The organism is Streptococcus oralis, assembly GCF_001075675.1.
Classification (GTDB): Bacteria; Bacillota; Bacilli; order Lactobacillales; family Streptococcaceae; genus Streptococcus; species Streptococcus oralis_V.
Window position 1 is genome coordinate 1 of record NZ_JUNW01000044.1, and the last position, 16,007, is coordinate 16,007.

Consider the following 16,007-nt stretch of genomic DNA (forward strand, 5'->3'; position numbering starts at 1 on the left):
GTCGTCGATTGTCTCTTTTTCAATTTTTTCTAAGGTAGCGATTAAATCTGAGCGAACTTTAGCTGCATCAACCTGAGCCTCTTTATCAGCTTCGTCTAACTTAGCTTGGTCTTCATCTGTGAATTCTGATACAGGTTCAACTACTGTTTTGTGCTCGCTCGTATCTGCTGGCCAGTCTACAATAACATCACCAATCTCCAAATCCTCATCTGCGATAGCCTTCAAAAGGTCTTCTTTACCGATCTCTTCTTTGGCTTCTTTGATGGCCGTTTCTTTATCGGTGATTGAAGCGTCTTTTTTAATATCTTCAATTACAGCATTTTCAAGAGATTCTAGGGCTTGAACCAGAGCATCCGTCGCTTGAGAAACTTGTTCTTTAGCATCTTTTTCAGCCTGGTCTAGTAGAGCCTTCTCCTCAGTAGATAATTTTTTATTAGTTTGAGCTTCAGGACCTGTTACCACAGCCTTATCTTCTGCACCTTCTGGCAATTCAGCGATGATATTATCTAGGCTGAGCTCTCCAGACTCAAGAGTGTCTGAAATATACATCTTACCGATATATTCCTTCACAGCTTCAGTTGCAGCCTCTTTGTCCTCAATTGCTTCCTTATCCTCAATATCACTAATAGCCTGTTCCTCAAGTTCATCCAAAGCCTTCATCAACTCTTCTTTGGTCATCTTAGCTGGATTTGTCGCACCAGGATTAGCTGGACTAGCGTTTTCTGATCCCTTTTCAGTTTGAGCACCGCTCTCCCCTTCTGTTCCAGCTTGTGGTTGTGCAGGAACAACTGCCTGCTCTTCTGCTTTCCCTTCATCTGCCTTAACTACTGAAGACTGTGAAACGAGTACACTAGCACCCAATACAGCTGCACTTGCTAAACTTGTTAAAATAACTTTCTTCTTGTCCATTAGATAATGCCCCTTTTTAGTTTTCGATGTTATTATATTATATCCCTTAACGAACGTCAACTAGTTTGTTATAGCTTTTAAAATTTTATCAACAAGAAGAAAGCTTGTATAATGTTTAAGAAACACTTCCTATTCTTACCCCATCACTGTCTAGTCTGTAGCCATCAATAATCGTATTAACAGCTAAGGCTCCCGAAGCATCGACATAGTAATGTTTACCCGAGACTTGGAACCATTGACTAGCTTTCATCCGACCAGATTCCTCTAAGTAATACCAGGTTCCCTTGTCTTTAACCCATCCCGTCTGCATCTCACCCGAAGCCTTTAGATAATACCAGTGAGAGTCATCCTTAATCCAGCCAGTTGACATGGCCCCATTTTCTTTTAAATGATACCAATTGCCATTAACTTTTTTCCATCCTGTCGCTAGCTTACCATTCTCTCGGTAATACCAACTCCCTCCTTCTTTTTTCCAGCCTTTCACTGTATTGATTAACTCTTCATACTGCACATATCTTCTATAACCGCTATAAGACAAATAACCGAGCCACTTATAACCGTCCTTTTCAATAACCTGGTCATAGCTTACACTCTCACCAGCATAATAGTAGTCAATAACTTGTCCTGTACTTGACGGTTGGTCCATAATCGGCGATTTCCCTGTAAATACTATTGTCCCGCTGGACGGAAGCTCTGAGTTACGAGAAACCTCACTCACACTATGGTTAGCGGATAAATCCCTGAAGTGAATAAAACCTGTCATCGAACTAGCCTTGACTTTTCGACGGTTATACTTTTCTCGAACCCCATAGTTATACTCTTCGATTTCAATCGTATCCCCTGATACATTTGATACCCAGGCCACGTGCCCATAATAACCTTCTGTCGACCAAGCAATAGCCCCAACTTCTGGCTTAGTATCCACACGGTAGCCTTCTCGCCTTGCACGATGTCCCCATTCATTTGCATTTCCATAGGCAGGAGGAATCTCAAAGCCATTTACACTACTCAAACGAAAGGCCGCAAAAGAGGTACACTGGCGAGAATACATCCGCCACTGATCGATTTCGACACTACCATTTTTGTAGTGAAGCGGATAATCATCTCCACGCGCTACACTGTCGGCTTGAACCGATTCCCCACCAAACAAAAAGGTACTCGTAACGAACAAAGTAGCCAGCCCTACACTCAACTGAGTACATCTACTCTTCTTAACTCCTGATTTTAAAAACGTCATTCATTCTCCTTAATAATATAAATTTCCGAGGTTTCCCTCGTTTATACTATTCGGGAGAAAAAGAAAAAAGTGAGCAAAGCTCACTTCATTTTAGGATTCTTAGTCTAGATAGCGAATCAAGTTCTTTTCTGTCAAGATATCTGAGTAGGTGAAGGATTCAACGTAGACATTGGCTTGTTTGTCTCCTTCAACATCCCCAAATTCAACGATAAATAGAGATGGATACACCTCAATTAGCTTACCCAACCTATTTTTTTGGCGCTTACGGCCATTCTCCAAAGTCATTTCAACGACTTGTCCCTCATGTGCCTTGATCTCTTCTTTGATTTTTTTCATCTTGGCTACATCTGTAAATGCATCTGACATCTTATGCCTCCCTCTTTGAGATACTTGAAAATTTATTGTATTCTTTTTGGAAAATCAATTCCACCGTTCCACGAGCTCCACTACGGTTTTTCTCGATGATAACCTCAACCTTGTTATTTGGAATTTCTTCCTCTTCTTCACCAGCACGATCGTAGTAGTCGTCACGGTATAGAAAGGCTACGATATCCGCATCCTGCTCGATAGAACCCGATTCACGAATATCAGACAAGACTGGTCTCTTATCCTGACGCTGTTCCACTCCACGAGATAACTGACTAAGAGCAATGACTGGAACCTTTAGCTCTTTAGCTAGGATTTTTAACTGACGAGAAATTTCAGAGACTTCTTGTTGGCGGTTCTCACGACCAGTCCCTGTAATAAGCTGTAGGTAGTCGATCAAAATCAAGCCTAGATTGCCTGTTTCTTGAGCCAGTTTACGTGAGCGAGAGCGAATTTCCGTGATCCGAATCCCTGGTGTATCATCGATATAGATACTCGCGTTGGCTAGGTTCCCTTGAGCAATGGTATATTTTTGCCATTCCTCATCAGTCAATTGACCTGTACGGATAGAATGGGACTCCACCAAACCTTCAGCAGCCAACATACGGTCTACTAGACTTTCCGCACCCATTTCCAGCGAAAAGATAGCAACCGTCTTGTCCAACTTAGTCCCGATGTTCTGAGCAATGTTCAAAGCAAAGGCCGTCTTACCAACCGCTGGACGCGCCGCTAGGATAATCAGCTCCTCCTCGTGGAGACCTGTCGTCATATGGTCCAAATCACGATAGCCTGTAGCAATACCTGTGATATCCGTTGTTTGTTGTGACCGAACTTCTAGGTTCCCAAAGTTGATGTTTAGAATATCTCGGATGTTCTTGAACCCACTACGATTGGCGTTTTCGCTAACATCAATGAGTCCCTTTTCAGCCTGAGCAATGATTTCATCTGCAGGCTTAGAAGCTTCATAGGCTTGGTTGACAGACTCTGTCAACTTGGAAATCAAGCGACGAAGCATAGCCTTTTCGGCAACAATTTTAGCATAATACTCCGCATTAGCTGAAGTTGGTACTGAGTTGACAATTTCAACAAGATAGGACAATCCACCAATATTTTGCAGATCGCCTTGGCTATCCAAAATCGTCCGAACTGTTGTCGCATCAATCGCTTCTCCACGATCCGACAAGTCTACCATCGCTTGGAAAATCAACCGATGAGCATACTTAAAGAAGTCGCGAGAATCAATGTATTCTCGGACAAAAACGAGCTTACTCTCATCTATAAAAATAGCCCCCAGAACAGATTGTTCTGCTAAAATATCCTGAGGTTGAACTCGCAGTTCCTCTACTTCTGCCATCCGACTTTCCTTCCTTTTACAATCTTGTCAAGAAGTTGTAAACTTAACCTTCTTTTACACGAAGATTGATGACACTTGTAACATCTTGATAGATCTTCACTGGTACATCAATCAAACCTACTGCTCGAATTGGTGCTTGCACTTGAATATTGCGTTTGTCAATCTTAATACCAAATTGTTTTTGCAATTCTTCTGCAATCTTCTTATTGGTGATTGAGCCAAATGTACGGCCATCTGGTCCAACCTTTTCAACAAACTCTACAACAGTCTCCTCTGCTTCAAGCTTAGCCTTGATGGCTTTTGCTTCAGCAATCATCTCTGCATGAGCTTTTTCTTCAGATTTTTGTTTTCCACGCAACTCACCCACTGCTTGAGCAGTCGCTTCCTTGGCCAAATTCTTTTTAATCAGGAAGTTTTGAGCGTAGCCAGTTGGTACTTCCTTGATTTCGCCTTTCTTCCCTTTTCCTTTAACATCTGCTAAAAAGATTACTTTCATTCTTCTTTCTCCTTTTCCTTTTGTTCATCCAAGACAAGTTGAGTCAATTTTTCTCCTGCTTCTGACAGACTCATATTCTCGATTTGCGCAGCAGCTAGATTAAAGTGACCACCGCCACCCAACTCTTCCATAATGCGTTGAACATTGATTTTACTGCGACTTCGAGCTGAGATTGAGATAAATCCTTGTGTATTTTTGGCTAGAACGAAGCTGGCTTCAATACCAGACATAGCTAACATAGCATCGGCAGCCTTACTGATAACAACTGTGTCATAAGACATTGAGTCCTTAGCTTGGGCAATCAAGATATCTGAACCTAGCTTACGACCTTGTAAAATAAGTTCATTTACCTCACGGTATTCTTCAAAATCAGTCGCAGCAATCTCCTGGATCGCGATGCTGTCGCTTCCCCGTGTTCGAAGGTAGCTAGCCACATCAAAAGTTCGACTCGTCACGCGAGAGGTGAAATTCTTGGTATCCAGCATCATACCAGCCATCAAAACACTGGCCTGCATACGACTCAAACGATTTTTCTTAGAATTTTGGAACTGAATCAATTCTGTGACCAGCTCACTGGCACTACTTGCCCCACTTTCAATATAGGTGATGACTGCATTCTCAGGGAAATCCTGATCACGTCTATGATGGTCAATAACAATAGTTTGAGTGAACAAATCATAAAAATCTTTTGACAAAGTCAAAGCCGTCTTGGAATGATCCACCAGAATCAATAATGAACGGTTTGTAACTAACTTCATCGCATCTGTAAGAGATAAGAGTTTCGTGACATCTTCCTTCTTCAAGAACTGAATAGCACGTTCGATATCTGCTGGCATCTGGTCTGCATCGTAGACAGCATAACTGTTCTCAATAATATTACTTGCAAACAACTGCATACCAACAGCAGATCCCAAAGCATCCATATCTAGATTTTTATGACCGACTACAAAAACCTGGTCAACACTTCGAATCTTATCAGAAATGGCTGTCATCATGGCTCTCGTACGTGTACGAGTACGTTTGATAGATGCAGCAGTTCCTCCACCGAAGTAGACTGGATTCTTGGTTTCGTTATTTTCCTTGACCACCACCTGGTCACCACCGCGAACTTCTGCTAAGTTCAAGTTGAGCAAGGCAATTTTCCCTATTTCCTCATGGTTTCCATCACCATAAGAAAATCCCATACTTAAAGTTAGGGGTAGCTGCCTCTGTTTTGATTCTTCTCGGAAAGTATCAATAACAGAGAATTTATCATTCATCAATTCCTCGAGTACTGTGTAATCTGTGAATACATAAAAACGATCCATCCCCACACGGCGAGAGAACATAGCATACTTACTTGCAAATTCTGAAACAAAATTAGCTACAAAGCTATTGATATGGCTGATATCAGAGTCAGATGTCGCATCCTCCAAATCATCATAGTTATCTACTGAGATGACTCCAATGACTGGACGGCTAGTTACCAATTCGACAGTTGCTTCGTACTCTCCAGAAACATCAAAGAAATACAAAACACCCGAAGCCTTGTCCATATGAACAGCATATCGTGTTTCGCCCAAGGTAGCATACGAACCAGGATTTCCAACAGAAGCTTTGATGATGGTTTGAATTAACTCAACATCAATTTCGCCTTCTTCAGTAGTTAAAATCAGCTCAGCATAGGGATTAAACCATTCCACTTCTCCGCTTGATAAGTCTAATTTCAGGACTCCCACCGGCATTTGATCAAGCAAAGTACTCAAGCTATTTTCAGCTTGGTGATTTACATATTGGATTTGTTCAATTTCGCTCTTTTCATACTGTTTTTTTTGCCATACAAACAAAAGCAGATAAAGCAGTACAAATAAAAACAAAACAGTGATTGTTACAGCAAGATTATGTGAAAAAATAATCAGCAAAGTTAAGATTCCGAAAGTTGCAAGTCCTAGTAAGAGCGCAGAAAACGGGATTAAATTATTTTTTTTCATTCTAAACCTCTTGCGCATTATTATATCACAAATGCCCTTAAAAAGCGACCCTTTAAAAGATGCAAGCCCTTCATTTCTCTAACTTCAGACACAAAAAGAGGAGGGAATCATCACCCTCCTACCCACGTGTTCAAATCACTAACACCTAACGTTCCACGATAAGGGCAGTCCCCATCCCTCCTCCGATACAGAGAGTTGCTAACCCAGTTTTAGCATCACGTTTCATCATCTCATGTACCAGCGTCACTAGGATACGGCAACCGGAAGCCCCAATTGGGTGACCAAGAGCAATGGCGCCACCATTGACGTTGACAATATCTGTGTTGAAACCAAGTGTTTTACCAACTGCACAAGCCTGGGCAGCAAAGGCTTCATTTGACTCAATCAAGTCGAGATCTTCAACTGTCAAATTGCCTTTTTCAAGAGCCTTGCGAGTCGCATAAATCGGTCCACATCCCATCATCTTAGGATCCAAACCTGCACTTGCATACGAACGAATGCGGGCCATCACTGAAAGTCCTAATTCTTCCGCTTTTTCAGAACTCATGATTAAGACAGCTGCTGCCCCGTCATTGATTCCTGAAGCATTTCCCGCTGTGACCGAACCGTCTTTTTTGAAAACAGAACCTAGCTTAGACAAACTCTCTAAGCTAGCATCTTTTCTAGGATATTCATCTGTATCAAAAACAATAGGATCGCCTTTGCGTTGAGGAATGACCACTGGCACAATCTCTTCTTTAAAGCGTCCAAATTCTATAGCTGCAACTGCTCGTTTTTGTGACTCTAAAGCAAGAGCATCTTGCTCTTCTCTACTGACACCATATTCTTCGGCCACATTTTCAGCTGTAATCCCCATATGGTATTCGTTAAAGGCATCAGACAAACCGTCCTTAATCATAGTATCTACAACCTTCGAATCGCCCATACGGCCACCCCAACGGAAGCTTGGCATAACGTATGGCGCCTGACTCATGTTTTCTGCACCACCAGCTACGATAATATCTGCATCGCCACATCGAATCGCTTGAGCAGCCAACTGCACGGCCTTCAAACCGGAACCACAAACCTTGTTGATAGTAAAGGCTGGTGTAAATTCAGGGAGTCCTGCATGAACGCTCATTTGACGAGCTACGTTTTGACCTAAACCTGCGCCTAGGACATTCCCCATAATCACTTCGTCTACTAGCTCTGGTTTGACATTGGCTCTTTCCAAAGCACTCTTAATAACCAAAGCTCCCAAATCAACAGCTGAAACATTCTTCAAACTTCCTCCAAAGGAGCCTATTGGAGTTCGTACTGCAGAAACAATCACCACGTCTTTCATAACTGCCCCCATTTATACCTTTTATAATATTGCAATACAAAAGTGGTTTACACTGGTGTAAACCACTTTGAACATTCTATTTTATGATTCTTTCACTTCTAACAAACCGACTTCACCATCTTCACGGCGATACAAAACATTAGTTGTTTGATCTTCTACATCTACATAGATAAAGAAATCATGTCCCAATAAATCCATTTGGAGAAGAGCTTCTTCTAAATCCATTGGCTTCAAATCAATTTGTTTTGAACGAACGACTTTTGGTTGCACAACATTTGCATCTTCAACTAGAGCGTCTGTAAAGAGTTGACTTGTCGCAACTTTATTTTTATTCTTACGTTCGATTTTAGTTTTATTTTTACGAATCTGACGTTCAATTTTATCTGTTACAAGATCGATAGAACCATACATATCTTGAGAAATATCTTCAGCACGAAGAGTGATAGATCCAAGCGGAATTGTTACTTCAACCTTTGCTGTTTTTTCACGGTAAACTTTCAAGTTCACACGTGCATCCAACTCCTGCTCAGGTTGGAAATACTTTTCGATCTTTTCGAGTTTAGAAACTACATAATCACGAATTGCTTCTGTTACTTCTAGGTTTTCACCACGGATACTATATTTAATCATATAAGTACCTTCTTTCTAAACATTTTTGTTTTTCTAAATATATTATAACGCTTTCATTTTCATTTTGCAAATTTTTTCCTCATCTTACAAGGGAAAAAGTTTTAACTTCCAAAGCACCTGCTTCTTCCAAAAGTCGTTTCACACGATTCACAGTTGCCCCTGTTGTATAGATGTCATCAATCAGCAAAATCTTCTTGGGAAGTGAGATTCCATCTTTAATAAAAAATGGAATTTCAGTAGCCAACCTTTCTAAACGGCTTTTAGAAGAACTAGCACTCTCTTCTCTTTTTCCTAATATATCTTTAAAAGAAAAGCCTGCTGCCTCAACCAAACCCTCGACTTGGTTAAACCCCCTCTCAAGCAATCTTTCAGGGCTTAGGGGAATCAACACAAATTGATATCCTCTATACTTTTTCAGCTCCTCAGCAAGAATGGAAGCAAAAACTTTTCTAAGCAAAAAATCACCATCAAACTTATATCTACTGAAAAAGTCTTTCATAGCTTGATTATAGGTAAATATCGCCTTATGATCAACCTGAGCTCCTTCTTTACACCAAAGTTTACAATCTTGACATTGAGTTGACATCCCTATTTTCATACAGTTTGGGCAATAATTCTCACCAATCTTCTCAAAACTAGAAGCACAAGCTGAGCAAAGATAACTGCAATCATCTTTCAAAAGGAAAAGACTACTAAAAGTTAACTCACTCTTTGTAGTTTGACCACATAGTAAACAGTTCATAATCCCGCATCCTTGTTCATCTGCTTGATTTCCTTGATTGCCTTTTTGATGGAAGCATTTAATCCATCATGAAAGAAGAGCAACTCACCAGTCGGCCTATCCATACTACGCCCAACTCGACCACCAATCTGAATCAAACTAGACTTGGTAAAGAGACAATGATTAGCTTCTACTACGAAAACATCCACACAAGGGAAGGTAACTCCTCGTTCCAATATTGTCGTACTGATCAGTATCGTCAATTCTCCATCTCGAAAAGCTTGTACTTGCTCTAATCGATTTTCTGTGATAGAAGACACAAAGCCGATATTCTCATTCGGGTACTGCTCCTTCAAGATTTCTTTTAGTTTTTCGCCTTTCTTAATCTCTGATGCAAAAATCAGTAAGGGATAACCTGTTCTTCTCTGTTTCTCAATATAGGTCTTTAACTTGGTTGACAATTGATTTTTCTCTAAACAGCGATTAAAATCCGATAACCAGACTGGTTTAGGAATAATCAAAGGATTTCCATGAAACCGTCTCGGCAAGCTTAATCGTTTTAATTCTCCTGTGCGAACCTTCCTATCTAACTCATCTGTAGAAGTTGCTGTAAGGAATATCCTCAATCCATCCTCCTTTACACTATTCTTTACAGCATAGTAAAGCATAGTGTTGTCAACATAAGGAAAGGCATCTACCTCATCCACTATCAACAAATCAAAAGCATGATAAAATTTTAATAACTGATGAGTTGTTGCAACTACTAAGGGAGTTCGAAAATAGGGCTCTGATTCGCCATGGAGTAGCGCTATATCGCAAGCAAAGTCATTCTGCAGTCGCTTATACAGTTCCAAACACACATCAATTCGAGGACTTGCCAAACAAACTGCACCACCATCATCAATCACTTTGGCCACAACTTGATAAATCATCTCTGTCTTTCCAGCACCTGTCACAGCATGAACTAAAGTCGGTTCTTTCTTTTCGACTGCTCGAATCAACCCCTCTGATACCTTTTCCTGAAAATAGGTTAACTGACCACACCATTTGAGGACATCTTGCTTAGGAAAATCTTCTTGCGGAAAATAGTATAAGGCTTGATCACTCCTGACTCGCTTCATCAGTAAGCACTCCCTACAATAGTAGGCACCAATAGGCAAATACCATTCTTCTAGAATCAAACTATTACAACGTTGACAAAACAGTTTCCCCTTCTCTTTTCTCATTGCTGGCAGTTTCACTGCTTCCTGTCGTTCTTCTTCAGTTAATTCTTTCTCAGTAAACAAGCGACCGAGGTAATTTGGATTTACTTTCATACTTTAATATTCGTAAAAATCTAGCGCTTTAGGTAATTTTTTAGTACAATTAAATCATGGAATTTAGAACAATTAAAGAGGATGGGCAGGTCCAAGAAGAAATCAAAAAATCCCGTTTTATCTGTCATGCCAAGCGTGTCTATAGTGAAGAAGAAGCTCGTGACTTTATCACTGCTATCAAAAAAGAACACTACAAAGCCACCCATAACTGCTCTGCTTTTATTCTAGGGGAACGCAGTGAGATCAAGCGTACGAGTGATGATGGCGAACCTAGTGGTACTGCTGGAGTCCCTATGCTTGGCGTCTTAGAAAATCATAATCTTACCAATGTCTGCGTAGTAGTTACTCGTTACTTTGGTGGAATTAAGTTAGGTGTGGGTGGTTTGATTCGTGCTTATGCAGGTAGTGTGGCCTTGGCTGTCAAAGAAATAGGCATTATTGAAATCAAAGAACAGGCTGGAATAACCATTCAAATGTCTTATGCTCAATACCAAGAGTACAGCAACTTTCTTAAAGAACATCATCTCATGGAGCTGGATACAAACTTTACAGATCAAGTTGATACAATGATTTATGTTGATAAGGAAGAGAAAGAAAATATCAAGTCTGCTCTTGTAGAGTTTTTTAATGGTAGGGTTACTTTAACAGATCAAGGTTTACGAGAAGTTGAAGTTCCTGTAAACTTAGTGTAAATAAAGGAGAAATACATGTCGTTTGGAAAATTTATTCAAGGACTTGCTGGTAACTTCAGCGAGGAAAACAAAGAGACTCTTATCAAAGAATATGGACAATATCTACTAGAGAATGAGGAAATTCAAAGTGGATATAAACTTATTCGCGATTCAATTATCTTTACAAATATCCGTATCATCTTTACAGATAAGCAAGGTGCCACTGGTCGTAAGGTGTCTGTTAAGTCACTCTTTTTGATGAACATTGTCAACGTTGAAATGGAAACTGCTGGAGCAGGTATAGATGATAGTGAGATTACGATCACTTATTTAGAAAATGTCTTTCTAAAAGCACATAATGAGCATTTTAGTTATCACAAATTTGAATTTCCTAAGAAAACGGATATTCTTCCCCTTTACACCTATTTACTAGAACTTGCTTATCACAATCGATTGAAAATTAATGGCTTAGACCTTTGATATAAAAAAATCCTATCGCTTCGATAGGATTTCTATATTTTACAAATAGCCTAGAGCGCGTTATACTAGTATCATCTTATACAAAGAGGTATATCTATGGCTATTTATAACAATATCACTGAACTTATTGGACAAACACCGATTGTTAAACTTAACAACATTGTTCCAGAGGGTGCTGCAGATGTCTATGTTAAACTAGAAGCTTTTAACCCTGGATCGTCAGTAAAAGACCGTATTGCCCTTAGCATGATTGAAAAAGCGGAACAAGATGGTATTCTAAAACCGGGTGCTACCATTGTTGAAGCAACGAGTGGAAACACTGGTATCGGTCTTTCATGGGTTGGTGCCGCTAAAGGATATAAAGTTGTTATCGTCATGCCTGAAACGATGAGTGTGGAACGACGTAAGATTATCCAAGCCTATGGTGCTGAACTCGTCCTTACTCCTGGTAGTGAAGGAATGAAAGGGGCTATTGCTAAAGCTCAGGAAATCGCTGCTCAACGTGACGGCTTCCTTCCACTCCAATTTAATAATCCAGCTAATCCAGAAGTACACGAAAGAACAACAGGAGCTGAAATACTAGCTGCTTTCGGTTCTGATGGACTAGATGCCTTTGTGGGTGGTGTCGGTACTGGTGGAACGATCTCAGGTGTTTCTCACGCTCTTAAAGCAGCAAATCCAAACATTCAAGTTTATGCAGTTGAGGCAGACGAGTCAGCTATCTTGTCTGGTGAAAAACCAGGACCTCACAAAATTCAAGGCATCTCAGCTGGATTTATTCCTGAAACACTTGATACAAAGGCCTATGATGGTATCATCCGCGTGACGTCAGATGATGCTCTAGCACTTGGCCGTGAAATTGGTGGAAAAGAAGGCTTCCTTGTTGGGATTTCTTCAGCTGCAGCGATTTACGGGGCAATTGAGGTTGCCAAGAAATTAGGTGCAGGTAAGAAAGTCCTTGCTTTAGCACCAGATAACGGCGAACGTTATTTGTCTACAGCACTCTATGAATTTGAAGTGTAGCCTCCTAAATGCACTTAGCCCTTATTAAAGGGCTTTTTGTTTACTCATACAGAATCTACTCTCTAGACCAAAAGAAAAAGGAAGCAATTTGCTTCCTTTTCTATTAGTTATTCAAGGCTGCTGCCATTGTAGCTGCAACTTCTGCTTCAAAGTCGTTTGCAGCTTTCTCAATACCTTCACCAACTTCAAAGCGAGCGAACTCAACTACTGAAGCATTTACTGATTCAAGGTAGGCTTCAACCGTCTTGCTGTCATCCATGATGTATACTTGTGCAAGAAGTGTGTATGCTTGGTCAACTTTGGTGTTGTCAAGCATGAAGCGGTCCATTTTACCTGGAATGATTTTGTCCCAGATTTTTTCTGGTTTGCCTTCTGCAGCCAACTCAGCTTTGATGTCTTCTTCAGCTTGAGCAATCACTTCATCAGTCAATTGAGCTTTTGATCCATATTTCAAGTGTGGAAGAGCTGGTTTACCAACCATTGCACGGCTTTCGTTATCTTGGTCGATTACGTGGTTCAATTGTGCCAACTCATCTTTAACAAATTGCTCATCCAATTCTTTGTAAGAAAGAACTGTTGGTTTCATCGCAGCAATGTGCATTGAGATTTGTTTAGCAAGAGCTTCGTCTCCACCTTCGATAACAGAGATAACACCGATACGTCCACCATTGTGTTGGTATGCTCCGAAGTGTTGTGCATCTGTTTTTTCAAGCAAAGCAAAACGACGGAATGAGATTTTTTCACCGATTGTAGCTGTTGCAGATACATATGCAGCTTCAAGAGTTTCACCTGAAGGCATTGTCAAAGCAAGTGCTTCTTCGTTGTTCGCTGGTTTACCTTCAGCGATTACTTTAGCTGTAGCATTTACCAACTCAACGAATTGAGCGTTTTTCGCAACAAAGTCAGTTTCGGCATTTACTTCAACTACTGCTGCAACGTTACCGTTAACAAATACACCAGTCAAACCTTCAGCTGCAACACGGTCAGCTTTCTTAGCTGCCTTCGCCATACCTTTTTCACGAAGCAATTCGATCGCTTTTTCGATATCACCGTCTGTTTCTACAAGCGCTTTTTTAGCGTCCATAACACCGGCACCAGATTTTTCACGCAACTCTTTTACAAGTTTAGCTGTAATTTCTGCCATTTTGATTCTCCTATATTTTTTAAAAATAGGAGAGCTGGGCTAGGCCCCGCCCTCCTAGGTAATTACTATTTATATGAATTAAGCGTTGTCGCCTTCTACAACTTCAACGATTTCTTCGATTGAGTCTGCTTGAGCTTCTGAAGCTGCAAATTCTGCTTCAACTGCTGCTGCATCTTCACCTTGACGTCCTTCGATGATAGCGTCAGCCAATTTAGCTGTGATTAATTTAACAGCGCGGATAGCGTCATCGTTAGCTGGGATGATTACATCGATATCGTCTGGGTCAGTGTTTGTGTCAACCATCGCTACAACTGGGATACCCAATTTTTTAGCTTCTTTAACAGCGATTTGTTCTTTATGTGGGTCAACTACGTACATTACATCTGGGATACGAGGCATGTCTTCGATACCACCCAAGAATTTTTCAAGACGTGCACGTTGTTTGTTAAGAAGTGCAACTTCTTTCTTAGGAAGAACGTCGAAGATTCCTTCTTCTTCCATACGTTTGATTTCTTTCAAACGAGCAATACGTTTTTGGATAGTTCCCCAGTTAGTAAGAGTTCCACCCAACCAACGGTGGTTGATGTAGTATTGACCTGAACGTTCTGCTTCTTCTTTAACAGCGTCAGCAGCTTGTTTTTTAGTACCAACAAACAATACAACTGCATCGTTAGCTGCAGCATCACGCATAAAGTCGTATGCTTGGTCAGCGTATTTTACAGTTTGTTGCAAGTCGATAACGTGGATTCCGTTACGCTCAGTGAAGATGTACTTAGCCATCTTAGGGTTCCAGCGACGAGTTTGGTGACCAAAGTGTACACCAGCCTCAAGAAGTTGTTTCATTGAAATTACTGCCATGAGTATTTCTCCTTTTTGTTTTTTTCCTCTCCTCGACTTCAACTTGCAAAACGACCCGAGGGCAACAGTTTCACAATTCATCAAGAATGAGTATTATCGTTTACACGACAAGTTTCATTTTACCACATTTTAGCCATATTTTCAAGTGGTTTTGATAGATTTCGGCCTTGCTTCCGATAAAAAATAATAAAAGAGGCTCAAATCGAGCCTCTTCGTTTCATTCATTAGTTTGGATAGATGTATGTTACGTAACCTTCAGAAGTTGTAGTTGGGTTGAACCATCCACGTTTGTTACCGATTGTACGATCTCCACCATAGTTTGATTCTGATACTTGAATGCTAGTTGATGATGAAACTGCTGTAACAACCGCTACGTGTCCATATCCACCGTCATTCCAACATGCAATCGCACCAACTTGTGGAGTTGATCCAGTACGGAATCCTGCAGCTGCTGCACTTGTAGCCCACTGCGCTCCGTTACCCCAGTAATCTCCAGCCCAAGGTGCCAATGTTTTAGCTCCCCAAGTACATTCTCCAGTTGGATAACTTGAAGCATTTGTACTGTATGTTGGACGCTGTCTAGTTGGAGTTGGAGCAGGTGCTGGAGTGTAGCTTGAATCATCATCTGATGAAGAGCTTGAAGTCGCTTGCACTTGATCTGAAAGTGTTGTATTTCCAGAAGCAACAACTGATTGTTGTTGACTTGTTTGACGTGCTTTATAAGCTGCTTCTGCTTCAGCTGCTGCTTTTGCTTCTGCCTCTGCTGCTGCTTTTTGTTCCAATAAAGTAGCTTTATCACTTTCTGCAGTAGCTTTCTCTGCAGCAAGGTTTAACTCAGCAACTTTCAACTCTGCTTGTTTTGTTGTCAATGCTTGTGCATCGTCAGCAAGCGTTTGTTGGTTCGCAATGACAGTGTTGATTGCTTCATTATTTGCAACCTGTTTTTCAGCGATAGATTTCTTATCAGCTTTCTGTTGTTCCAACATTTTGTTGTTAGCTGATACAATCTCGCTCATTGCTGCAACACGTGAAATAGCTTCTGTAATTGATTTTGAGTTTACAATTGTATTGATGTAGCTAGTTGCAGCACCGTTTGTTTGTGCGCTACGTGCTTGTTTTTCCAAAGATTCATTACGAGCAACAATGTTCTTAGAGAGCTCTGTAATTTCTCCTTCAAGTTTTTTAGATTCAGCTTGTAGAGTTTCATTCTCAGTTTCCAAGTTCGTTTGTTGAGTTTGGATAGCTGTAACTTGCGTTTGGATTTCATCTACTTGTTTTTGAGCTTCTTTTTGCTGAGCTGTCAAATTACTAATCTTACTATCTTGAGCAGCAATCTTTTCATCAGTTGTTTCAGCGTGGACAGTTGTCAATACCGCCGCTTGTGACACTAATACTGTACTTAATAAAAGTGACGCTAAGATTTTTTTCTTCATATTGTGTAGATACTCCTTCTATTTAAGACATTACTAGTATACCAAAAAAAGACATAATAAATATTACGCCTTTGT

15 protein-coding genes and 1 pseudogene are annotated in these 16,007 nt (G+C 40.6%); 3 read left to right on the forward strand and 13 right to left on the reverse strand.

Annotated elements, in window-relative coordinates; genetic code table 11:
* The 10 genes and pseudogenes from ADM50_RS06335 to ADM50_RS06380 all read right to left on the reverse strand — a co-directional run.
* Positions 1 to 909 (reverse strand): annotated as a pseudogene (locus tag ADM50_RS06335) (SIALI-17 repeat-containing surface protein); the annotation flags it as partial.
* Between the two features lie 115 nt (positions 910 to 1,024).
* A complete protein-coding gene (locus tag ADM50_RS06340) occupies positions 1,025 to 2,146 on the reverse strand; it encodes a CHAP domain-containing protein (protein WP_053092709.1) in 1,122 nt (373 codons plus the stop codon).
* 99 nt (positions 2,147 to 2,245) lie between these two features.
* The gene (locus ADM50_RS06345) at positions 2,246 to 2,512 is read right to left on the reverse strand and encodes a Veg family protein (protein ID WP_001278165.1); all 267 of its coding nucleotides are present in this window, start codon (positions 2,510 to 2,512) and stop codon (positions 2,246 to 2,248) included.
* A 1-nt stretch (position 2,513) separates the two neighbouring features.
* Positions 2,514 to 3,866, reverse strand: a complete 1,353-nt coding sequence (dnaB, locus tag ADM50_RS06350) for a replicative DNA helicase (RefSeq protein ID WP_049484927.1) — start codon at positions 3,864 to 3,866, stop codon at positions 2,514 to 2,516.
* A 43-nt stretch (positions 3,867 to 3,909) separates the two neighbouring features.
* Positions 3,910 to 4,362, reverse strand: a complete 453-nt coding sequence (rplI, locus tag ADM50_RS06355) for a 50S ribosomal protein L9 (protein ID WP_000864211.1) — start codon at positions 4,360 to 4,362, stop codon at positions 3,910 to 3,912.
* Positions 4,359 to 6,332 (reverse strand): DHH family phosphoesterase, encoded by a 1,974-nt coding sequence (locus ADM50_RS06360; RefSeq protein ID WP_049484928.1) that lies wholly within the window; start codon positions 6,330 to 6,332, stop codon positions 4,359 to 4,361. The genes rplI and ADM50_RS06360 overlap by 4 nt, the downstream gene beginning before the upstream one ends.
* Positions 6,333 to 6,477: 145 nt before the next feature.
* Positions 6,478 to 7,656, reverse strand: coding sequence for an acetyl-CoA C-acetyltransferase (locus ADM50_RS06365; protein WP_049484962.1), 1,179 nt, complete (start codon positions 7,654 to 7,656; stop codon positions 6,478 to 6,480).
* Between the two features lie 81 nt (positions 7,657 to 7,737).
* On the reverse strand, positions 7,738 to 8,286 hold the full coding sequence (hpf, locus tag ADM50_RS06370) for a ribosome hibernation-promoting factor, HPF/YfiA family (RefSeq protein ID WP_000599111.1): 549 nt from the start codon (positions 8,284 to 8,286) through the stop codon (positions 7,738 to 7,740).
* Positions 8,287 to 8,365: 79 nt separating this feature from the next.
* Positions 8,366 to 9,028: a ComF family protein gene (locus ADM50_RS06375; protein ID WP_049484930.1), complete on the reverse strand. Its 663-nt coding sequence runs from the start codon at positions 9,026 to 9,028 to the stop codon at positions 8,366 to 8,368.
* Complete coding sequence (locus ADM50_RS06380; protein WP_049484932.1) at positions 9,025 to 10,323, reverse strand: ATP-dependent helicase ComFA; 1,299 nt, start codon at positions 10,321 to 10,323, stop codon at positions 9,025 to 9,027. The genes ADM50_RS06375 and ADM50_RS06380 overlap by 4 nt, the downstream gene beginning before the upstream one ends.
* A 56-nt stretch (positions 10,324 to 10,379) precedes the next feature.
* Here ADM50_RS06380 and ADM50_RS06385 point away from each other — a divergent pair, with 56 nt between their 5' ends.
* The 3 genes from ADM50_RS06385 (at position 10,380) to cysK (ending at position 12,497) form a co-directional block, all read left to right on the forward strand.
* Positions 10,380 to 11,015: a YigZ family protein gene (locus tag ADM50_RS06385; protein WP_049484935.1), complete on the forward strand. Its 636-nt coding sequence runs from the start codon at positions 10,380 to 10,382 to the stop codon at positions 11,013 to 11,015.
* Positions 11,016 to 11,030: 15 nt separating this feature from the next.
* A complete protein-coding gene (locus ADM50_RS06390) occupies positions 11,031 to 11,474 on the forward strand; it encodes a PH domain-containing protein (protein WP_049484937.1) in 444 nt (147 codons plus the stop codon).
* A gap of 96 nt (positions 11,475 to 11,570) precedes the next feature.
* Positions 11,571 to 12,497 carry a cysteine synthase A gene (gene cysK, locus ADM50_RS06395; protein WP_049484938.1) on the forward strand — a complete coding sequence of 309 codons (927 nt, stop codon included), beginning with the start codon at positions 11,571 to 11,573 and terminating at the stop codon, positions 12,495 to 12,497.
* Between the two features lie 103 nt (positions 12,498 to 12,600).
* Here cysK and tsf read toward each other — a convergent pair whose 3' ends face one another.
* From tsf to pcsB, 3 genes are all read right to left on the reverse strand, one after another.
* A complete protein-coding gene (gene tsf, locus ADM50_RS06400) occupies positions 12,601 to 13,641 on the reverse strand; it encodes a translation elongation factor Ts (protein WP_049484940.1) in 1,041 nt (346 codons plus the stop codon).
* A 78-nt stretch (positions 13,642 to 13,719) separates the two neighbouring features.
* On the reverse strand, positions 13,720 to 14,499 hold the full coding sequence (gene rpsB / locus ADM50_RS06405) for a 30S ribosomal protein S2 (protein WP_000268475.1): 780 nt from the start codon (positions 14,497 to 14,499) through the stop codon (positions 13,720 to 13,722).
* Between the two features lie 224 nt (positions 14,500 to 14,723).
* Positions 14,724 to 15,932: a peptidoglycan hydrolase PcsB gene (gene pcsB, locus ADM50_RS06410; protein WP_049484941.1), complete on the reverse strand. Its 1,209-nt coding sequence runs from the start codon at positions 15,930 to 15,932 to the stop codon at positions 14,724 to 14,726.
* Between the last annotated feature and the right edge of the window lie 75 nt (positions 15,933 to 16,007).